This is a genomic window from Prevotella sp. P5-64, assembly GCF_002251285.1.
In the GTDB taxonomy this organism is placed as follows: Bacteria; Bacteroidota; Bacteroidia; order Bacteroidales; family Bacteroidaceae; genus Prevotella.
On record NZ_NPJK01000025.1, the window covers coordinates 1 to 20,772 of the forward strand.

At 54.8% G+C, this 20,772-nt stretch carries 16 protein-coding genes; 7 read left to right on the plus strand and 9 right to left on the minus strand.

The window, feature by feature from the left end; all coding sequences use genetic code 11:
- Positions 1 to 460: 460 nt before the first annotated feature.
- The 5 genes from CIK87_RS04105 to CIK87_RS14805 form a co-directional block, all read right to left on the minus strand.
- Positions 461 to 1,108, minus strand: a complete 648-nt coding sequence (locus CIK87_RS04105) for a hypothetical protein (RefSeq protein WP_144008104.1) — start codon at positions 1,106 to 1,108, stop codon at positions 461 to 463.
- The gene (locus tag CIK87_RS04110; RefSeq protein ID WP_158216201.1) at positions 1,066 to 2,856 is read right to left on the minus strand and encodes an RHS repeat domain-containing protein; all 1,791 of its coding nucleotides are present in this window, start codon (positions 2,854 to 2,856) and stop codon (positions 1,066 to 1,068) included. Before CIK87_RS04110 ends, CIK87_RS04105 begins: the two co-directional genes overlap by 43 nt.
- Before the next feature lie 67 nt (positions 2,857 to 2,923).
- Positions 2,924 to 3,481, minus strand: coding sequence for a hypothetical protein (locus tag CIK87_RS04115; protein WP_094420924.1), 558 nt, complete (start codon positions 3,479 to 3,481; stop codon positions 2,924 to 2,926).
- Positions 3,444 to 4,325: an RHS repeat domain-containing protein gene (locus tag CIK87_RS14800; RefSeq protein ID WP_371327102.1), complete on the minus strand. Its 882-nt coding sequence runs from the start codon at positions 4,323 to 4,325 to the stop codon at positions 3,444 to 3,446. The genes CIK87_RS04115 and CIK87_RS14800 overlap by 38 nt, the downstream gene beginning before the upstream one ends.
- Positions 4,322 to 5,146, minus strand: coding sequence for an RHS repeat domain-containing protein (locus tag CIK87_RS14805; protein WP_254046192.1), 825 nt, complete (start codon positions 5,144 to 5,146; stop codon positions 4,322 to 4,324). The genes CIK87_RS14800 and CIK87_RS14805 overlap by 4 nt, the downstream gene beginning before the upstream one ends.
- Positions 5,147 to 5,222: 76 nt before the next feature.
- Between CIK87_RS14805 and CIK87_RS13920 the strand changes: the two genes are divergently transcribed.
- Positions 5,223 to 5,582, plus strand: a complete 360-nt coding sequence (locus CIK87_RS13920; RefSeq protein WP_144007718.1) for a hypothetical protein — start codon at positions 5,223 to 5,225, stop codon at positions 5,580 to 5,582.
- Positions 5,583 to 5,654: 72 nt separating this feature from the next.
- Here the strand turns inward: CIK87_RS13920 and CIK87_RS14290 are convergent, their stop codons facing one another.
- Positions 5,655 to 5,969, minus strand: coding sequence for a hypothetical protein (locus tag CIK87_RS14290; protein WP_158215081.1), 315 nt, complete (start codon positions 5,967 to 5,969; stop codon positions 5,655 to 5,657).
- Here CIK87_RS14290 and CIK87_RS04130 point away from each other — a divergent pair.
- On the plus strand, positions 5,962 to 9,117 hold the full coding sequence (locus tag CIK87_RS04130) for a C10 family peptidase (protein ID WP_158216202.1): 3,156 nt from the start codon (positions 5,962 to 5,964) through the stop codon (positions 9,115 to 9,117). The two genes, CIK87_RS14290 and CIK87_RS04130, sit on opposite strands and share 8 nt — an antisense overlap.
- 63 nt (positions 9,118 to 9,180) lie before the next feature.
- Entirely contained in the window at positions 9,181 to 10,782 is a 1,602-nt protein-coding gene (locus CIK87_RS04135; protein WP_094385731.1) for an RluA family pseudouridine synthase, read from the plus strand.
- Between the two features lie 86 nt (positions 10,783 to 10,868).
- Here CIK87_RS04135 and CIK87_RS04140 read toward each other — a convergent pair whose 3' ends face one another.
- The 3 genes from CIK87_RS04140 to CIK87_RS14295 all read right to left on the minus strand — a co-directional run bounded on the left by CIK87_RS04140 (position 10,869) and on the right by CIK87_RS14295 (position 14,480).
- Positions 10,869 to 12,530 carry a putative transporter gene (locus CIK87_RS04140; RefSeq protein WP_094385733.1) on the minus strand — a complete coding sequence of 554 codons (1,662 nt, stop codon included), beginning with the start codon at positions 12,528 to 12,530 and terminating at the stop codon, positions 10,869 to 10,871.
- A 172-nt stretch (positions 12,531 to 12,702) separates the two neighbouring features.
- Positions 12,703 to 13,872: a PAS domain-containing sensor histidine kinase gene (locus tag CIK87_RS04145; RefSeq protein WP_094385735.1), complete on the minus strand. Its 1,170-nt coding sequence runs from the start codon at positions 13,870 to 13,872 to the stop codon at positions 12,703 to 12,705.
- Between the two features lie 437 nt (positions 13,873 to 14,309).
- Positions 14,310 to 14,480: a hypothetical protein gene (locus tag CIK87_RS14295; RefSeq protein ID WP_158215079.1), complete on the minus strand. Its 171-nt coding sequence runs from the start codon at positions 14,478 to 14,480 to the stop codon at positions 14,310 to 14,312.
- 151 nt (positions 14,481 to 14,631) lie between these two features.
- Here CIK87_RS14295 and CIK87_RS04150 point away from each other — a divergent pair, with 151 nt between their 5' ends.
- The 4 genes from CIK87_RS04150 (at position 14,632) to CIK87_RS04170 (ending at position 20,647) form a co-directional block, all read left to right on the plus strand.
- Positions 14,632 to 15,186, plus strand: a complete 555-nt coding sequence (locus CIK87_RS04150; protein WP_094385737.1) for an AraC family transcriptional regulator — start codon at positions 14,632 to 14,634, stop codon at positions 15,184 to 15,186.
- Between the two features lie 61 nt (positions 15,187 to 15,247).
- On the plus strand, positions 15,248 to 17,230 hold the full coding sequence (locus CIK87_RS04155; protein ID WP_094385740.1) for a TonB-dependent siderophore receptor: 1,983 nt from the start codon (positions 15,248 to 15,250) through the stop codon (positions 17,228 to 17,230).
- Positions 17,231 to 17,260: 30 nt separating this feature from the next.
- Positions 17,261 to 17,542: a heavy-metal-associated domain-containing protein gene (locus CIK87_RS04160; RefSeq protein ID WP_094385742.1), complete on the plus strand. Its 282-nt coding sequence runs from the start codon at positions 17,261 to 17,263 to the stop codon at positions 17,540 to 17,542.
- A gap of 354 nt (positions 17,543 to 17,896) precedes the next feature.
- Positions 17,897 to 20,647 (plus strand): substrate-binding domain-containing protein, encoded by a 2,751-nt coding sequence (locus CIK87_RS04170; RefSeq protein WP_094385746.1) that lies wholly within the window; start codon positions 17,897 to 17,899, stop codon positions 20,645 to 20,647.
- Positions 20,648 to 20,772 lie beyond the last annotated feature (125 nt).

A 20,772-nucleotide genomic window follows, 5' to 3' on the forward strand; every position in this document is an offset into this window, starting at 1 on the left:
CTTGCACCGTGGTCGTACCAGTCCAGTCCATGGGTGCGGTCGAGCTCTTTGCCTATGTATTTGTAGGGTTGGGTGGCGTGGTCATTCTCTCTGCTTCCGGCAATGGCGAAAGCAGGGAGGCTCAGAGAGGTCATGAGCCCCAACAGCATTATGACAATCTGGCGGCGCATGGACTGGGGTTAAGATGTTTACATTGCAAATATAATAATAATGTACACACGCGCCAAGGAAATCGGCAGGAAAGTGATGGCTGGGGGAGAAAATCGTATGATGCAGCCTGCTTGAGGCCCGATGTGGTCAAGTATATGGCCATCTTCGTGTATGCCCCCTGTTTCGCGCATTTTAACCCAAAACAAAATCCACTCTTCTAAAAGCAAAATCCAAGCAAGCCTAATGACCGATTTGGGTTAAACATGGATAAATCGCCTGTTTGAACACCATATCTTCCCTCGAACTGTAATTAGAAAGGATCTATCGAAGATTTTGTTGGTGAATCGGTGCCGAAGTCATGAAAGCGTATCTTGCTTATTCCAAATGGTATTACCATTATCGTATCCATTCTTTGGCTTATTACATATTTCCCATTTTTACGGTCTATATAAATAGCTCTGTAGAGATAGTTACTTAGCTCTTTGTCTTGTATATCACCTTTGTAGATATATGTGTCTTGAGTTTTTGCATATTTCCTCTTATAATTCTGAAAACCCTCCCTATAACAAAGTTCACATTCTCTTAGAGAATCAAATGCCAGCACCACCTTCTTCCCTATTCTCAGAGTGTCATGCTTTGTTCGTCTGTCATACAGGGGACGATAACCAGGACCGACAAGAAGACCCTTATAGATATAAGGATATTTATCATATCCCTCTTTCATTAAGATGGGGCGGGTAACAACAAAAGTGTCATAGCGGGAATGGCTTTCCGTATACGTTTTGATAATTTCACGTAGAGAGCTATCACAGAAAATCTCTTTTATTTCCAAACCTTCTCCTGGCGTACATGCTTTGGGGGCTGTAGACATACCTAAAGAGAGTGTGAACAAGCAGCCAATTACCATTAGGCATGTCACTTTACCTGCAAAAAAAATCTTCGATGTTGATTTAACCATGATGATAATTTATTTAATTCATGGAATCTAAGGCTGTCGCCGAATCCAAAACTTTTTCCATCGTTGAAGTCATAATAGAAGCCACGAGTAACCTTGTCCTTTCCTATTACAAGAACAGGTAGTCCTCCCATCTTTTTTGAGAATAAACCATCTGCTTCTGATGCACGCTCATCGCTCATTCTCTCTTGGTGAGTATGAATCTGAGCTGAAATGTTAAACTTCTCCTTTCCTTTGCGTATGACTCCATGTCCAACTCGATAACCATAGTCTCCTATTTCAGACTGCATACTTGTGTTCTTATAATCTGGAAGTACCAGTACACGACTATCTACAAGGATAAATGCAGCTACTTCCCTTCCTCCCTTTTCTCCCATTCTTCGATAATGTACGCTGGCCTGATTCCAGATACGTTTATATGCCTTGGTCTCATTGGCATAGAGTATACTGCCGTCACGACGGTAACTTACCAGTGATTTACCCTTCCCTGTAGTTAAATATGCCCCTATGTACACCTGATTCTTCTTCAAGTCTTTTTGTGAATGAACTTGCGGGGAGTACTGAATAGTATTATCTATATCTCTATACCATTCCATGCCATTATCGTCAATGGTGCTTATCGAATTATTCCCACACGACACGTATGGCGACCATGGGTAGTATTTCTCCGCCAAGGCATCCATTACGTTCCACCTTCCCGTGACGGGGTCGTAGTGGCGTGCACCGTGGTCGTACCAGTCGAGGCCATGGGTGCGGTCGAGCTCTTTGCCTATGTATTTGTAGGGTTGGGTGGTGGCATTGCGGCTGTCGCCCATCAGCCCGCCGAATGGATAATAATGGTTCACCTCCTCTATGCGGCCATCGGCAAGACTGACGGTGATGCGGTTGTTGCCCAGATAGTCCTTGAGATAGTAGTGATAGATGGGCTGATGTGTGGTGTAATCGAATGTAATGTAGCCTCCATTGATGAGTATCATGCTGAGCGTGTCGCAGACATATACGCAGTTGCCTGCATATTCGCGCCAGGTATGGACCAGCAGAGAACTGTCACAGGCTGTACCCAAATCATCATCGGGCAAACTGCTGGTATAAGGGTTGAGATAATAATCTACGCGCTGCTTCACGCCGTCGGCAGCATAGGTGTAGTCTATGTGGCTGCCGTCAATGTAGTCTATCCTGCATGGCATGTTGAGCGCATCGTAACTGATGCGCGAAATTCTGCTGTCTGCATTGCTGGTCATGTTGCCATTGGCATCATAGGTGCGTTCTGTGTCAAGGTCGGCTCCGTCTACATAATACATGGCATCCTTGTAAGCCGGAGTGTCGGCTGCATGATTGGTGACCCGTATCAGTCTGTTGCCGTCATACTGATATGTGAGGTCATCGGTGACGCCATATATCTCATCATAAACCTTGCCGCTGCGACTCAAGGTAAGGATGTTGCCCATCAGGTCGTAGCTGTACTCCGTGACATATCGGTCTGAGGGCAGGCCGCCCTCCCTATAATCGGCCGCGGCGAGCCTGCCTAACGCGTCGTACTGGTAGCGGTATCCGCGTAGCGAGTCGCCTGCCGCCTGCCAGTCCATGGCCGAGACCCCGCCGCCGTAGCGCGGCTGTCCCCCGTCAGAGGGCTCTCCATAGGACAGCCTCTGGCTGAACAGCGGACTGCTGATGTGTGTGACCCACGAGCGCAGGTTGTAGGCGTAGGCGCTGGGCAGGAACCCTCCACTGCGCTCTGTGGCTATGCGCATAGTAACTATATGCACACGTTTATGATAGCCATGTAGTGTATAATTATCTATCATGCAAAACATAGTCTTAGTAAAACCCAAGGCGCCCAATAGGGTGGCTTACTTTCCCATTTGCATACTTGAAATGCCAGCACAATGGCTCGTACATAATGTATTTTCCACATCCCCATTGGGGGACCGAATAATAGAGGTAATCTACCCTTTTTGTTCCTTCTACTGGCTTAATGAGTGTTCCCAGTTTTTTCTCCACATCGCACCAATCATCTATATTCGACATCAGGAGAATATCAAAGGAGCCATGGCTTATATACCCTATCACACGCTTATGGGCTATTTCTACAAACCTCGTCCTAATGTCGTTAATATCATCATGAAAAGAATATACAAACTCCATCGTGTCATTTTTGATATTAAGTTCCATTACCATGCTGTCTCTCCTTTGTCTTTCCACGGGATAGACATCGTTTATTACATATTCTGTGACAGAATCCAATTTCGCATCTATTATCTCAAAACGCTGCAGAGTTGTCCCAACAGGGCACATAATAATAAAAGAGGTAACATAAGTAATATAGACTAATATGAAATTAGCGAAAACGCACTTGCTTATAAATACCTTTCCCATTATAATATTGTTTAGTATTTGTATAGTAATTATAAACGACGAAAATAGTTCCATGCCGATTCGACGCGTGTTGTAAGTCTGCTGGACTCGGCCCTATATCTATAAAATCCCCCATATTTCCATTTCTCTCTTCTAACGTTGGTTTATGGGTGTGTTTTAATGCGGCAACTTTTCCTCCTTTCCTTCCAATAGCATCTATCAACAAAAGAGATGAGGAAACTTCTCTTTTGTCTTTATCCGTTAGTATGATATTATCCCCTTGGGCCATTTCTGTTTGTGCCCATTCCACCTCTGTTCGTTCACCTAATATTCTAAAACGTTTCTCCGAGTTGTGTCTGTTTTTTATATGCATAGAAGTCTGCGTTATAGTGCCATTTTGAAATTCAATGTCCTGTTTTTCTAACTCCATAATAGTTCCCTCTTCAAACTCAGCAAGTAATTCATCGGTATCTTCCATAAACACTCTATCTTTTTTCATATTACATCCAAAAAAGGATTTTATTTGTTCCCACATACTTTTTTGTTTATAAAATTGTCCTTGCTTATTTACCCTATAATCTTCTTTCCCATCCGGGTCAACCGCATTTACTGGGTCATCTCCACACGAAGCGTAGGGCGACCATGGGTAATATTTCTCCGCCAAGGCATCCATTACGTTCCATCTTCCCGTCACGGGGTCGTAGTGGCGGGCACCGTGGTCGTACCAGTCCAGTCCGTGGGTGCGGTCGAGCTCTTTGCCTATGTATTTATAGGGTTGCAGGCCGGTGTTGCGGCTGTCGCCCATAACATCGTGCAAAGTTAGTGGGAAACCCTGTGCTTTAGTGCTGCCTTTCACTGAATTCATAAGCATACTTTATTGATATACTTTATTATAATAGCCTCCCATTCTCTTCTGTATCTTTCTCTTTTTTGTGAGGGGGAGTAGCTCTTAGGACTTATCCCCATTTCAAAATAGAATGTACTGCTGTTTTTTTTGTAGATAATTAATTTCTCAAAAAATAGAGGTGGTACGAAATATAAACAATTTTCTTTCATAGTAACTCCACATAGACTTTTTTCCTTATAAGAAAACAGCTCGTCACTTTCTATATTTCCATGTCTTTTTATATATGGATTATTCTCTTTGTTTTCGCAACATTCTGTACACATCCCTTTAGGGCGTGCTATGCACCAATAATCAGTTGCGTCAGCATTCTTGACAAAGACAACTGATGTATATGCATGAGGTCCTTCTGTATATCCTAATGTACAAATAATAAATTCACAGGAATATGAGTTATATAATTTGCAAATACTATCTATTATAGCACTATCCGCTATATTGTACTCTCCTGTTCTTAATTGTACAAAATTGGAAAAATTCTCACTATCCTCTTCACTCCATTGTCTTCTTACAGCCCATGCGCTGTCCCCCCTTGCATCAATGTAGTTCACGGGGTCGTCTCCACACGACACGTATGGCGACCATGAGTAGTATTTCTCCGCCAAGGCATCCATTACGTTCCATCTTCCCGTCACGGGGTCGTAGTGTCTTGCACCGTGGTCGTACCAGTCCAGTCCATGGGTGCGGTCGAGCTCTTTGCCTATGTATTTGTAGGGTTGGGTGGCGTGGTCATTCTCTCTGCTTCCGGCAATGGCGAAAGCAGGGAGGCTCAGAGTGGTCATGAGCCCCAACAGCATTATGACAATCTGGCGGCGCATGGACAGGGGTTAAGATGTTTACATTGCAAATATAATAATAATGTACACACGCGCAAAGAAAAATGGCAGAAAAGTGATGGCAGGGGGAGAAAATAATATAGATGCAGCCTGCTGCCCCCCGTTGGGGTCAAGTGGCTCAGGTGGACAGGTTCGTGGCGGACGTAGTGGAAAAGGATACAATCCATATTCATCAAAGAAGCCTCGTTGTACTAACTATAATGGCAAGGGTACCATCAGATGTGGCATCTGTTATGGTTCGTGTACCCCCACGGCGCCTACCGACAGCCCCACCGCGCCGTACGTGGCGACGCTGCCAGCACCACTTGTCGTGACGGCGGTCACCGATGCTGCCACCGCCGGCTACCCCAGCGGCGCCGCGACCGCTTTCAGGGGTTCGTAACAATAGGCACGAGCCCACGTAACAATTGTTACGAACCCTCGTTTCAATAGGCACGTGAGCCCGTGCCTTCCGTTACGAGCCGGCAGTCATGACAACGGCGGCAGCCAAAGTACTCAGCATGAGGGCGTAAGGGGCTGTCACGCCCGCCGCCGCTGATGAGGATGGCGCGGAGTTGCCCGCCACTGCCGCCATCGACGACCGGCAAAAGCGGGAATGTGACGGCGGAAACAGGAATGTGACGGCGGAAACGGGAGAAAAAATCAAAAAAAATATGGGGGCAACCGCAGTTGGTTTGCTATTTTTTTGTACATTTGTGGCGTACAACGCGCCTATGGCCAACACGCCGGGCGCACCGCTAACCGTTAAAACACAAACTGATATGCGCATATCCCGATTTATCACGATTGTCATGGTGGCATGGCTGGCATCGACACTGGCTGCCACAGCCGCCCCCATCGACGCCCGCACCGCCCGCGCCACGGCACAGACCTTTGCCACGCAGCGCGGCAAGCAGATAGTCACCCCGACAGCACCCTTGAAGGTTAAGGGGAGCACCTCGACCCACGCACCTTACTACATATACGATGTAGAAAACGGCGGCGGATTTGTCATCATCGCCGGCGACGACCGCGTGCCCAGCATACTGGGTTATACCGACAGCGGCAGCTACGACGAGGCAACCCTGCCCGACGCCCTGCGCGACATGCTCGCCGACTACCGCCACCAGATAGAGGCGCTCGACTCGCTGCCCGAGGCTGGGCAGGCGTCGCAGAGCGCCAGCGCCATGAGGGCGCAGGTGGCTCATCCCTCGCGCCGTTTCGTTGCGCCCCTGCTGCCCACGGCGTGGAACCAGAAAGACCCGTACAACCAGCTGTGCCCCGTCTACAACAACAGCGACGGGTCGTCAAGCGGCGCCCGGTCGGCCACAGGATGTGTGGCTACGGCGCTGGGACAGATGATGGCGTACTATCGCTACCCGTCGGCGACGATGGCAGACATCCCCTCCTACTCGTTCACCAGCGGCGGCAAGAGCATCAGGATGGATGCCGTAGCCAAGGGCACCAAGATAGACTGGAACAACATCAGAAATACATACTCGGCAGCCAACACGGAGGCAGAAAAGACAGCCGTGGCACAGCTCATGGTCATCGTGGGCACGGGATGCCAGATGGCGTATGGCGCAGCCTCGGCGTCAAACATGCAGATGGGCGTACAGCTGCTGCGCGACAAGATGGGCTATGACGAGACCGTACGCAACGTGTGCCGCACCAACTACACCCAAACCGAATGGACAGACCTGCTCTACCGCGAGGTCGCCGAGGGCAGGCCCGTGGGCTACCGTGCCAACTCGACCCTACGCGGCGGCCACGCCTTCGTCATCGACGGCTACGACACCGCCGACCTCTTCCATGTCAACTGGGGCTGGGGCGGTTCGAGCAACGGATATTTCCGCATCAGTGTGCTCTACCAGTCGGAAGCCACCAGCGTGAGCACCGCCAACGGCAAGGGCTTCTCCCTGGAGCAGGAAGCCATCATCGGGGTGAAGCCTAACGACGGGATAGACAGCGGCATAGACGGCACGCCGACGCTCTCGGCACGAAACATCAGCGTGAAGGGCAGCTCCATCTCAACCACCTTTACCAATTTCACAGGCTCTGCGCAGACCGGCTCGGTGGGCATAGGCGTCATCGCAGCCAATGGCTCCATCACCAAACTGGCGTCTTCCATGGTGTTTCTCAAAAACAATTACGAAATCAAAGAGATTTTCTCTGTCAACAACCTCGTTGACGGCACCTACCGCATCATTCCCATCTGGAAACAGATAGGAGGCAGCAAGTGGTCGGCTTGCTGCGACGCAAGTCATGAGTATATCGAGGCAGTGTCGGCTGGGGGCAAGGTGACGCTGACCCGCCATCCGCTCAACAACGCCAAGCTGAGCGTCAAGGAGTGGTCGTTTATCAACAACCGCGTGGCGGGCGTGGAGCAACACGTCAAGGCGGTCATCAGCAATACCGGCGACGACTATATAGGCGACCTCTACCTCTTTGCCAGCACCAGCGCCTCAACCAAAGGCAAGCCCGCAAGCACAGGCGGCGTATCGCTCGTGGGCGGAAAGGACAACGAGGTGACCATGACCTTCACTCCCACCCCTGCGGGAACATACTATATATGGCTCGCGCGCGACAAGAACGGCACACAGGTGGTGGGTTCGACCCAGGTGGCCATCACCACGACCGACACGCAGGCGGTAAACCTCTCGGTGGGATATGTGGCTTACGACAATATGGTGGGCAACAAGGTGTATGGCAACTACCGCCGTGCCACCATCATCCTGAACAACAAGGGTACAGCCGACTACAACGGCAATGTGGTGGTGACGCTCTACCGAGGGCAGATAGGCGGACGCACGCTGTCGCCCCTGGTCACAAAGTATATCAGCATCAAGGTGAAAGCGGGTGAGCAGACACGCTCAGTATGCCGCTTCGACGGCCTGCAGACGGGCTACAAGTATGCGCTGCGACTCTTCTATGAGGGAGCCAAATCGGCGCTCGACAACAACAACCCCAACGCCATCTACTCGCGCGAGCAGCATCCTGGCATCATCTTCTACCATGCCGACGGCACCACCTCGGCACAGGTTCCTGCCGCCGCCATAGACGGAGGCAGTGCCATGGCGATAGATATGCGTGGTGTGACGGGCATCAACGCCATCGCCCCATCGACCAACCCCAATGCGCTGTATCTCATAGACGCCACAGCCACGGTGCCCTCGACATTGGCGGGCAAGAACGTGGTGAGCGGCACCTACGCCGACCGCATCACGCTCACCGACGGCTATCCCTTTATGACGCCCGTGGCGTTCACGGCGGGCAGCGTGAGCTATAGCCGCACCCTGGCTGCCGAAGCAAAGAGCGAGAACAACTGGCAGACGCTTGCGCTGCCCTTCGCCCCCACCGACATCAGTTGCGAGGGTGAGCGGGTGAGCATAGACCAGAGCCGTCTCTACCTGCGACGCTACGCGGGGCAGAACCAGACGCTTGCCCCGATATTCGAACCCGCAGCAGCCATCACCGCCGCCGAGCCCTTCGTCATCAAGGGTACCGGCACACTCAAGGGCAAGACGCTCACCTTCAGCGCCGTCAACGCGCAGATAGACGCGTCGCAACGCCTGAGCGCCGAGACCGACGACTACTGCTTCAAGGGCACCACCTACAGTCCGTCGGTGGCAGCCAGCTTCACGCTCAACACCCACAGCAATGCTTTCGACTACCACAGCGAGGCGACACAGATAGCGCCGTTCCGCGCATATTTTGTGCCGACAGCTGAGCCTGCCGAGGGAGAGAGCATCGTGATAGAAGGCACCACATCGGGCATCGACGCCACATGGGCTGAAGGCTCGACCGTGGCGGTCTACACCCTCACGGGAGTCAAGGTGGGCACGGCGCGCATAGAGGGCCAGGCGGTCAACCTCACGGGCTATCCGCAGGGCGTATACATCGTGGGCGGGAGAAAGGTGGTCAAGGCTGCCAGGTAAACTGCCTACGGTGCCACAACCCGCAGCCCGACAGGCGGGCTGACGACAGAGACGACGACAATCATGCTATTTCATATACTCAATACTACCATTGCGCCACCCGCGCGCATGAACGACCCATTCAGTTACCAGCCCCATGCGCTGTGCATCGCCGCTGCCAGAGAACTGCAGCGCAGTCTGCCGGAAATCATGAGCAGATACCCCGAAGAGCGGGGCAAAATGTTTGGCGTGCTGGTGGTAAGGCGGGGCGACGACTTGGGCTATCTGCAGGCTTACAGCGGACAGCTGGGCGGCAGCTATCCGCTCACCGACGACTTTGTGCCGCCGGTCTACGACTATCTCGCGCCCACCGGACACTTCAAGCAGACCGAGCGGGAGATAAGCGCCATCAACCACAGCCTCAAGGCCATGGATGCCGACAATGGCAGCCTCGTCCGAGAGCGCTGCCAGGTGATTGAAGCCTGTCGCGACCGCCGTGTGGAGGCTTGGCGCAAGACGATGGAGCAGTCCAAGCGGCGCCGCGACCTGCTGCGCCCCACCGCCGATGAAGAGACGGCGCGCAGACTCGTCCGCGAGAGCCAGTACCAGAAGGCGCAGCTGCGCCGCATCAGAGAGCGGTGGACTGTGGTCATCGGCGCGGTAAACCGCCGACAGGAGAGGGAGCGCGAAGAGCGACAGCGGCTCATCGCCAGGCGACGCGAGATGAGCGACAGCCTGCAGCACTGGCTCTTCGACCGCTTTGTGATGCTCAACGGCCGTGGCGAAGAGGCTTCCATCGCCGACATCTTTGCCCACTACGACCCGCAGCGTCCCTACCTCACCCCACCGGGCGGCACGGGCGAATGTTGCGAGCCCAAGTTGCTGCAATATGCCTACAGGATGGGCTTGCGCCCGCTGTGCATGGCGATGTTCTGGTGGGGCGAGAGTCCCGAGGGAGAGATACGCCATCACCTGCATTACTACCCGGCTTGCCAGAGCAAGTGCAGGCCCGTGCTGAGCTACATGCTGCAAGGAATAGAGGTGGAAGACAGCGACGACACGCCCGACGACCATCGGCTGGACATCGTCTATGAAGACGAGTGGCTCGTGGTGGTAAACAAGCCGGCTGGCATGCTGAGCGTGCCAGGCAGACAGGAACGCGAGTCGGTGGCATCCATCATGCGCCGGCGTCATCCTCATGCCACAGGACCTATGGTGGTACACCGGCTCGACATGGACACCAGCGGACTGATGATAGTGGCGCTCACCACCGAGGTCTACCACCGGCTGCAGCGCCAGTTTGCCAGCCGCGAGATAGACAAGACCTATGTGGCGCGGCTCGAGCCTTCGGGCACTACCGTGGCTGCCGAGGGCGAGATAAGGCTGGCTCTGGCGCCCGACGCCGATGACCGTCCGCGACAGCGGGTAGACGACGCCGAAGGCAAGGACGCCCACACCCGATACCGCATGACCGGCGACGACCGCGTGGAGCTGCATCCGCTCACGGGACGCACCCATCAGCTGCGCGTACACTGCGCCCACAGCCGTGGTCTCGGCCGCCCCATCCTTGGCGACCCGCTCTACGGTCATGGCGGCGACCGCCTCTACCTGCATGCGCAGTCGCTCTCCTTCATCCATCCCGTCACGGGCAAGCCCATGACGGTATGCTCGCCGCCACCGTTCTGACCCGACAGACAGAAGGCCCGCTCTCCTCACAAGGGAAAGCGGGCCTTCTGCATATGGTGGCGCCGGGCGGAAGCCGCGACGGCGGTTCAGACAAAGAACATGATGATAATCTGGGCGATGATGACTCGCACGAACATGCCGAGGGGATAGACCGACGCATAGCTGACCGAAGAGGTATCACCCTGAAGCGTATCGTTGGCATAGCCCAAAGCCATGGGGTTGGCCATACTGCCGCAGAGCACGCCGCAGATGGTACCGAAGTCGTAGCGGTGCATGCGCAGCATGATGATACCTATTATTAATATAGGTATAAGCGTGAGCAGCGCACCGATACCTATCCACATGAGGCCCTCGGGTCGGATGAGCGTATGGAAGAAGTCCTTGCCAGCCTCGAGACCCAGGCAGGCAAGGTAGAGCGACAGCCCGAACTTGCGCAGGATGAGCGACGCGCTGCGGGTGGTGTAGGAGATGAAGTGGGCCTTGGGGCCAAGGGCGCCGACGATGATACCCATGATGATGGGGCCACCGGCTATGCCGAGGCGCACGGGGGCTGCGGCGCCGGGGATGGCGATGGGGATGGAGCCAAGCAGCAGACCGAGCACCACGCCAAGGAAGATGCTGCCGAGGTTGGGCTCGTTGAGGGTCTGCACTCCGTTGCCGATGAACTTCTCCACATTGTCGAGCGACTTGGGAGTACCGACGACAACGACACGGTCGCCATACTGCAGGCGCAAGTCGTCGGTGGCGAGGAGCTTCAGGTCGCCGCGCAAGACACGGCTCACGTTGACACCGTAGGTGGAACGCAGCTGGAGGTCTACCAGATGCTTACCATTGAGCACCTTGCGCGATACGACGATGGTGCGGCTCGCCACTTCTGAGTCTATATGGTTCCAGTCTATCTTGCCCTCGTTCCAGTTGGTATCACACTCGTGGCCGAAGAGGATGGCCATGGCGTTGCGGTCGTGCTTGTTGGTGATGACGAGCAGCTTGTCGTGCATCTTCAGCACGGTCTGCGCAAAGGGTACTATCACTTCCTGTCCACGCCAGATGCGCGAGATGATGAAGTGCTCGTGGGAACTCTGGGCGAAGTCCTCAACCTTCTTGCCGTCAAGGGCGGGGTTCACCACTTCATATTCGCCGATATAGGTATGGTCGGCCTCGTCGCGCGAGCGCACCTTGAGGTCGGCGGGGCGCACCAGGAAGCGGCGCAGCACCACCATCACCAGGATGACGCCCACCACACCGAAGGGATAGGTGACGGCGGTACCCAAGGCGAGCGACCCGGCGGGTTTGCCCACCTGATGCAGCGCCTGCTGGGCGGCACCCAGCGCAGGGGTGTTGGTTGTGGCTCCGCAGAGCAGACCCACCATGTCGGGCAGATTGACTCCGGTGAGCGGCACCAGCACGATGGCGAAGAGCGTACCCAAGAGTATCACGCCCAAAGACCACAGATTGAGGGACAGTCCTTCACGACGGAGCGAACCGAAGAAGTTGGGGCCCACGCTGAGACCCAGCATATAGACAAAGATGACCAGTCCGAAGGTCTCGGCGTAAGCCAGACTCTCGGCATCGACGGTCACGCCGATATGTCCGGCAAGAATACCAATAAAAAACACGAAAGCCACGCCCAACGACACGCCCATCAGGCGCACCTTGCCCAAGGCGAGGCCCAAGGCGCATATCAATGACAGCGCGATGATGGTGTGTACAGGCGAGTTGCCGGTCAGTATTTCAGTAATCCAGTTCATACCAATAACGTTTCAACCGACAAAGGTAGTAAAAAGTAAACTTGTGGGAAAGCAAAAACGCTAAAAAATAATGGAATAAGCCCAAAACCACAGCGGGCTGGGGCAAAAGGGCACGGCAGAGGGCATGGTGCGCACCTCGGGCATAGCCGCGACGGGCTGCGGCGTGACTTGCTCAGCACTGCCGCAGCTCGATGCGGAACACGGTGCCCACGCCGGGCTCGGAACTCTTGACATAGATGCGGCCGTGGTGGTATTCCTCGACGATGCGCTTGGCGAGCGAAAGGCCCAGTCCCCATCCGCGACGCTTGGTGGTAAATCCGGGGCGGAACACGTTGCCCACATCCTTCTTGGGGATGCCCTTGCCCGTATCGGCAACCTCTATCCACACGCCCTTGGGCGAAGTGCCAGTAGTAATGGTTATCTTTCCGCCGTCGCCGCCCATAGCGTCGACAGCATTCTTGCACAGGTTCTCGATGACCCATTCGAAGAGCGACGCGTTGAGGTTCACCGTCTGGTCGCCCTGGGTATGGCTGACGCTGATGACCACCCGGCGCGAGGTGCGGCGGTCCATATAGTCGACCACATGACTCAGCGTGGTGTCAAGGCTCACGGGCACAGGCTCGGGGAGCGACCCTATCTTGGAGAAGCGGTCGGCAATGAGTTGCAGACGCTTCACGTCCTTGTCCATCTCGGGTATCAAGTCGTCGTCGGGATAGTTTTCGCGCAGTATCTCGACCCACGCCATGAGGCTGCTGATAGGAGTACCCAGCTGGTGGGCGGTCTCCTTGGACAGGCCCACCCACACGCGGTTCTGCTCGGCCCGCTTCGAGGTGAGCAGGGCTATCACCGCCACGCCCACGAAGAGCAATACTGCTCCTATTTGTATATAGGGATAGACGGCAAGGCGTTTCAGCGTGAGCGAGTCGTCATAGCACACGTCGATATAGCCATCGGCATGGTCTTCGTCGAGATAGATACGGATGTAGTGGCCACCCGCCTTGAGCCGCGAAGCCATCTGCGCGACATAGGCGGTGCTGTCGGCATCGTGGCGGCGACCAGTATCCACATTGCGCACCGTCTGCACCCTCCCCTGCTGGTTGAGCACGATGACGGGGATGGTGTGGTTCTCGTCTATCACGCGCAGCACCAGATTGAGGTCGGTGTTCTCGTCGGCGGTGTTGAGCGAGCGCATAGCCTCTGCCCACACCCCCATCTTGTTGCGCTCCTCGGCTTCGAGGTCGCGCGTCAGCCGATGAGACACCATCACCGAGGCGACAGCCATCAGTATGGCTATCACCACCAGCACTATCTTTACCTGTCGTATGCGGTCTGTCCATTTCATATCTTATAGGTATAACGCTCAAATGATACCATTTAGTACATTAATGAGGCTAAAAAAATGCGCAGAAACCCTAAAAAACGCGCTGTAAACTATAATAATTGTCAAAACCATGAATTTTCTTTTGATGAAAATCAATTATATCCCTCAAAAATAGTACTTTTGCAATGGATAAAAGTTATTCCGTCATTCTCATAACATCTCTACCTGAGTCCGAGAGGATGAGGAGCAGAGACAGGGACATTAATAGTATTTTACGGAATACAGTCACTGATGGAGAGTTAGTTAGTTTTAAGTTTTTTTGTGGCGGCCTGAGGAATTTAGGTAAATGTGAAGTGTTCTCGAGGCCGTCGGGGATTTGAAATCACAAGCTCGATGGAGCTACAGATGGATAGTTCCCAGGTCATGAGGCGTCGTTGAGGCGCCAACTTGGTCAAGAATTATAAGGAGATGGTTTCGGTAGCGACTGAAGCCACCTCCTTTTCTTTTATCCCTATCGCGGGGATGGCGGCAGCCACATCAGTCGGCACCCGAGCCTCCCTCACGCCCAAGCCCTTCATCGCGCGCGCCGCAGCCATTGCTCCCTCTGGCGTAATCGTCTGCACCATCATGCTCAGCTATCCCCCGTCGACGCTGCAGCATGGGACTGTCTATGTGTTGATGCTCAAAAAATTGAAAACATTATCCTTAATTTTGTACAAATATTAACGCGAAAAGATTTACCTTTGTACACGATAAGAACAGAAACACCTATAGACATCGATGAAGCTATTGATAAAGAATATGGTATGCCCTCGCTGCATCAGCGCAGTCAAGGATATACTCATGTCTGAAGACCTGACGGTCATGTCGATAACTCTGGGAGAAGCGGAGACGGCAGAAAATCTCTCCGACAGCCAGCGCCATGCCGTGGCAGAGCGTCTGCACGCCATAGGATTTGAACTCCTCGACGACCCTCGCAGCCAACTGGTCGAGCAGATACGCATAGCCGTACAGGCATGGGTAAGGATGGACTCCGTGCGACCCAAGCTGTCAGACTATCTGTCCTGTCGGCTCCATCGGGAGTACAGCAGCCTGAGCAAGTTGTTCTCCGAGGTGCGCGGCATCACCATCGAGAGGTTCGCTATCCACCATCGCGTCGAGTACGCCAAGGAGCTGCTATGCTACAGCAGCCTCACTACCAGCCAGATAGCCTACCGGCTGGGGTACGGTTCACCCACTTATCTGTCTTCGCAGTTCAAGCAGGTGACGGGGATGACGCCTCGGGAGTTTCGCGAGCTGGAGATACACCGGCGTACTGCCCTCGATGCATTATAATAAGGTATAGATACTGGCATTAAGGATAAAGAGATTGTTAGTAAGGAAAAAGACTACACAGATGAAAAGAACTTTGATTATACTACTGGTAGGTATGCTGGCGACCCAGACCCTCTCGGCACAGCAGGACACTACCACCCAGACCCACGACCTCAAGCAGGTGGTGGTCAAAGCCACCAAGGGCATCAAGGCACGATACCGCGTGGACAATACCGACCTCATTGGTCAGGGCCAACTGATACGTGCTGCCTGCTGCAACCTGGGCGAGTCGTTCACGACCAACCCCTCGGTCGATGTAAGCTACAGCGACGCTGCCACGGGAGCCCGACAGATAAAACTCCTTGGACTCAGCGGCACCTATGTCCAGATGCTCACCGAAAACATACCCAATCTGCGCGGCGCAGCACTCCCCTACAGTCTTGGCTATGTGCCCGGACCCTGGATGCAGTCGATACAGGTGAGCAAGGGGGCATCGAGCGTCAAAAACGGATATGAGAGCACCACGGGCCAGATAAATATAGAGTTTCTCAAGCCACAGGGTACCGATGGAGTGAGGGCCAATGTCTATCAGGACAGTGAACTGAAGACCGAGGTCAACCTCGATGGAAGCATACACCTCAACAGCCGACTGTCTACAGCCACTCTGCTGCACTTCGAGAACCGACAGATGGACCACGACGGCAATGGCGACGGATTTATGGATATGCCCAAGCTGCGCCAATACAACCTGATGCACCGCTGGGCTTATGTCTCGCCGCGCTGGATTAGCCAGTTGCTGCTGCGGGGGCTCCACGACGAGCGCCAAGGCGGACAGAGCGCCAAGCACGCCACCTTCTCGTCGGCGCCACTCTATGCTACAGCGGTAGAGACCGACCGATACGAGATGCAGTGGAAGAATGGCTTCACCCTGAACGCCGACCACAACACGTCGATAGCCCTCATGCTGCACGGCTCGTGGCACGACGCCGATTATGGCTTCGGCCTCACCCGTTACGATGTGACCCAGAAGAACGGCTATGCCCAGTTGATGTTTGAGACCGACATCGATGACCATCACAACATCAGCGTCGGGGCGTCGCTCAACCACGACAACTACGACGAGCGTTTCAACCCGCTCGGTACATTGCCCGACGCCGCGAGCCGGGTGACCCGAGAGACCACTCCGGGCGTCTACACCCAGTACACCTATAAGTTGGGCGACCGCCTCACGGTGATGCCCGGCGTGAGATGGGACCACTCGAGTCTCTACGGCACCTTCGTCACGCCCCGACTGCACCTCAAGTATTCTCCATCCGACGTGGTGACCCTCCGCACATCGGTCGGCAAGGGTTATCGGTCACCCCACGCCCTGGCAGAGAACACCGCGCTGCTGGCAAGTGGCAGAGAGGTCATCGTAAGTCCAGACCTGAAGCAGGAGGAGGCATGGAACATGGGATTATCCATAGGTCTGAACCTGCCCGTGGCCGAACGCACACTCGAGCTCAACGCTGAGTATTACTACACCGACTTCCTGAACCAGATGGTCATCAACTTCGACGGAGCCCGGGGCGCCCACACGCTCTCGTTTGAGAACCTTGACGGCAGAAGCTATAGCCACACGCTGCAGGTCGATGCCACCTATCCGTTCTGGGACGGCATGTCGGCCACTGCCGCTTTCCGCCTGAACGATGTCCGTTGTACCTACGACGGAGCAAGGCAAGCCAAGCCGCTCACTTCGCGCTACAAGGGGCTGCTCACGCTCTCCTACAAGACGCCGCTTCAACTCTGGCAGTTTGATGTGACGGGCCAGCTCAATGGAGGTGGACGCCTCTACGACCAGAGCCGCTACCCCGCCTACTTCCAGCTGCAGGCGCAGATTACAAGGGAATTCCGCAACATCAGCCTCTATGTCGGTGGCGAAAATCTTACCAACTACAAGATTGCCAACCCCATCCAGGGTGCCCACCATCCCTGGGATGCCGGCTTCGACGCCACTCAGGTGTGGGGACCGGTAACCGGAGCGATGGCTTATGTAGGACTGAGGTTCAAACTGGAAAAGTTATAACGCTACAAATCATTCAAAAAACTATAGAACATGAAGAAGTATCTTTTAATGGCATGTATGCTTGCGACAGCGGGCAACATGATTGCCAAGGCACCGGCCGACACGCTCACCGTAACCACTCTGCCGCAGATGCACTGCCAGAAATGCGAGAACAAAATCAAGAGCAACATCCGTTTTGTCAAGGGCACAAAGAAGATAGAGACCTCGGTCGACGACCAGCGGGTCACCATCATCTACGACGGCAAGAAGGCCAAGTACGAAGACTATGTCGCCGCCTTCAGGAAGATAGGTTACGAGATAAAGAAGAAGTAACAGAAGCCCCCAAGTCCGGCCCACCGTCATGAAGACGCGACCGGAGACCATAGCAGCCAAGCCTCACCTCGAGCAGTATGTCCGCGCGCCCAGCCCGGCAGCCTTCTATCGGCAGCATACTACCCAGGGTGAGGCTTTTGCGTAGGTCGGCGACAGGGAGGGTAACTCCAGTGGCGTGGAGGGTACCTTGGGCAAGCTGGAGGGTACCTTGGGAACCGTGGAGGGTACCTCTACCCACGGGCTGACCATCGCCGAAATCGGCGGGAGCCACTCTTTTCTCGTCCTAATCGTCTCTATCTCTGAAAATTGTCGTATATTTGCAGTTGGCAACTATATACTTATACCCTTTTGGACATGAAGAAGTATCTCATCACCATCCCCCTGCTGATCATTGCCTGCGTGGTGCTGCTCGCAGCCTGCACCGGCAAGCCCCGACCTTTTGTCATCGGCGTGTCGCAATGCTCTGAAGACATCTGGCGCAACAAGCTGAACGACGAGCTCAAGATGGGCGAGTTTCTCAACGACTCCATCATCGTGAAGCTCGCCTCGTCTAACGACGACAATGTCTTGCAGAACAAGCAGATCAACCAGTTTGTCGACGAGGGCGTCGACCTGCTGGTGGTGTCGCCCAACCAGTTGAGCCCGATATCCAAGGCCGTAGAGCGAGCCTACGACAAGGGCATCCCCGTGATACTCTACGACCGCAAGACCAACTCTGACAAGTATACTGCCTTCATCGGCTGCGACAACTATCTGATAGGCGAGTCTATGGGTACGTTCATCGCCCAGCAGTTGCACGGCAAGGGCCGTATCGTCGAAATCACAGGACTCGAAGGCTCGTCGCCCGCCCTGGAGCGTCATCGCGGATTTATGGATGCCGTCAAGTCCTATCCCGGCATAGAGGTGGTAGCGTCGGAGGGTGGCGACTGGAAGGAGGAGAGCGGCATCCAGGCGATGAAGCGTATCCTGAAGCGCACGCAGGACTTCGACTATGTCTACGCCCATAACGACCGACTCGCCTGGGGTGCCTATGTGGCAGCGCAGCAGATGGGCGTGGGCAAGAGATACAAGTATACGGGCGTGGATGGGCTCGCCACCGAGGGCGGAGGTCTGGAGCTGGTGCGCGACGGCGTGCTTGAGGCGTCATACCTTTACCCCACCAAGGGCGACCAGGTGATAGCGCTCGCCATGAAGATACTTACCCACAAGCCCTTTGACAAGGACAACTATCTGAGTACATCCATCATCACCAAGGCCAACGCCGAGCTCACGCTGATGGAAGCGCGCGATGCGGAGAGGCAGTCGCGCAATCTGAAGACACTCCACAACCAGGTCAACCAATACCTCTCAGACTATAATGCGCAGAAGGTGATGCTCATCGGCCTCGGCGTGTTCCTTCTGGTATGCGTCACCGCCGCCGCCATGATTTTCAGAGGATATATCATCAAGGCCAAGCTCAACGAGCAGCTCGCCAAGGCCAACGGAGAACTGGAGGAGAAGAACAAGGAGCTGAAGCGACTCAACGAGGAGGTGATGGAGCTCACCCACTCGCGCCTGGTGTTCTTTACCAACATTAGCCACGAACTGCGCACGCCTCTCACGCTCATCGCCGACCCTGTGGAGATGATGCTCGAAGACTCCTGCATCAAGGGCAGGAGCCGCGAACTGCTCAAGATGGTGCAGCGCAACGCACTGGCTCTGCAGCAGCTCGTGGGCAATATCCTCGACTTCCGCAAGATACAGAACGGCAAGATGGAGCTTAGCCTCAGCCGCTTTGACATCGTCGAGGCGATGAGGGTGTGGACCGACGACTTCCGCCTGACTGCCGAGCGCAAGAAGATAAGGATGGACTGTGCCTCCACAGGCTTCGACACCGACCGCATGATGGTCGCCGACAAGGAGAAAGTGGCGCGCATCGTGTTCAACCTCATCAGCAACGCGCTGAAATACACTCCGGCAGGAGGCGAAATCCATGTGACGCTCGCCGCCGAGGCCGACAACATACGCATCGATGTGCGCGACACGGGCAAGGGTATCGCCAGCGCAGAGACGGACAAGGTGTTTGAACGGTTCTTCCAGCTCAAGGGCGCCGCAAGCGGTACGGGCATAGGACTGGCTCTGGTCAAGTCGTTCGCCGAACTCCACCACGGCGAGGCAAGGGTGGAGAGCCGTCCCGGCATGGGCGCCGACTTCATCGTGGTCATCCCCCGCCATCAGGCCGACGGCGCGCCGATAGCCGACGACACCGACACCATCACCCCGACCGCCGACGAGGCCGCGCTGCAATACATCGACGATGGCGACAAGCAGCAGGGCAAGGTGCAGCAGTTGGTGAGCGAAGAGGCCGACAAGCCCACGATACTCATCATCGACGACAACAACGACATACGCCAGTATGAGCGCACGCTGCTGCAGGACACCTACTTCGTAATCGAGGCTGCCGACGGCAAGGAGGGTCTGGAGGTGGCGCGCAGGGAGGTGCCCGACCTGGTGGTCTGCGACGTGATGATGCCGGTGATGGACGGACTCGAGTTTACCGAGCAGCTCAAGACCGGAACCGCCACCTCGCACATCCCGGTCATCATGCTCACCGCCAAGAACCTGGAGGAACACCGCGCAGAAGGCTATGAGCATGGCGCCGACTCCTACATCACCAAGCCATTCCACGGCAAGGTGCTCCTGGCACGCATCGACAATCTGCTGAAGCAGCGCAAGCTGCTCAAGCATGTATACCAGCGTGCCGCAGATGTAGAGACCGAGGTCGAGGCCACACAGCTCAACGCCCGAGACAAGCAGTTTGTCAAGCAGCTCAACGCCATCATCCAGCAGCATCTCTCCGACTGCGACTTCGGTGTCGAGGACATCGGCAAGGAGATAGGTCTGAGCCGCGTGCAGCTCTATCGCAAGATCAAAGCCATGACGGGCTCATCGGTGGTCGACATCCTGCGCAAGGCACGCCTCGCCAAGGGCAAGCGGCTGCTGGAGAGCCGCAGCATGACCATCGCCGAAGTGGCATACGAGGTGGGATTCTCGGCGCCATCCTACTTCACCAAGTGTTTCAAGGACGAATACGGCATGTTGCCGGGCGACATAGCCAACTCATGACCCGACACGCGGTGGCAGCCATCATCGTCGCACGCTTTTTATATAGGAATGGAAAAATTATAGCCAGATTATCGACTCAGGCATAGACAACCACAGCAAAAATCGTTCATTGTATAACAATTATG

Coding starts and splice junctions, on each gene's coding strand:
- CIK87_RS14290 (WP_158215081.1), bottom strand. CDS start 5,969: ATGCGCATATCAGTTTGTGTTTTAACGGTTAGCGGTGCGCCCGGCGTG.
- CIK87_RS04170 (WP_094385746.1), top strand. CDS start 17,897: ATGAAGAAGTATCTCATCACCATCCCCCTGCTGATCATTGCCTGCGTG.
- CIK87_RS04145 (WP_094385735.1), bottom strand. CDS start 13,872: ATGAAATGGACAGACCGCATACGACAGGTAAAGATAGTGCTGGTGGTG.
- CIK87_RS04105 (WP_144008104.1), bottom strand. CDS start 1,108: ATGGTTAAATCAACATCGAAGATTTTTTTTGCAGGTAAAGTGACATGC.
- CIK87_RS14805 (WP_254046192.1), bottom strand. CDS start 5,146: ATGACCACTCTGAGCCTCCCTGCTTTCGCCATTGCCGGAAGCAGAGAG.
- CIK87_RS04155 (WP_094385740.1), top strand. CDS start 15,248: ATGAAAAGAACTTTGATTATACTACTGGTAGGTATGCTGGCGACCCAG.
- CIK87_RS04130 (WP_158216202.1), top strand. CDS start 5,962: ATGCGCATATCCCGATTTATCACGATTGTCATGGTGGCATGGCTGGCA.
- CIK87_RS13920 (WP_144007718.1), top strand. CDS start 5,223: ATGTACACACGCGCAAAGAAAAATGGCAGAAAAGTGATGGCAGGGGGA.
- CIK87_RS04135 (WP_094385731.1), top strand. CDS start 9,181: ATGCTATTTCATATACTCAATACTACCATTGCGCCACCCGCGCGCATG.
- CIK87_RS04110 (WP_158216201.1), bottom strand. CDS start 2,856: ATGCGCATAGCCACAGAGCGCAGTGGAGGGTTCCTGCCCAGCGCCTAC.
- CIK87_RS04150 (WP_094385737.1), top strand. CDS start 14,632: ATGAAGCTATTGATAAAGAATATGGTATGCCCTCGCTGCATCAGCGCA.
- CIK87_RS14800 (WP_371327102.1), bottom strand. CDS start 4,325: ATGAATTCAGTGAAAGGCAGCACTAAAGCACAGGGTTTCCCACTAACT.
- CIK87_RS04115 (WP_094420924.1), bottom strand. CDS start 3,481: ATGGGAAAGGTATTTATAAGCAAGTGCGTTTTCGCTAATTTCATATTA.
- CIK87_RS04160 (WP_094385742.1), top strand. CDS start 17,261: ATGAAGAAGTATCTTTTAATGGCATGTATGCTTGCGACAGCGGGCAAC.
- CIK87_RS04140 (WP_094385733.1), bottom strand. CDS start 12,530: ATGAACTGGATTACTGAAATACTGACCGGCAACTCGCCTGTACACACC.
- CIK87_RS14295 (WP_158215079.1), bottom strand. CDS start 14,480: ATGATGGTGCAGACGATTACGCCAGAGGGAGCAATGGCTGCGGCGCGC.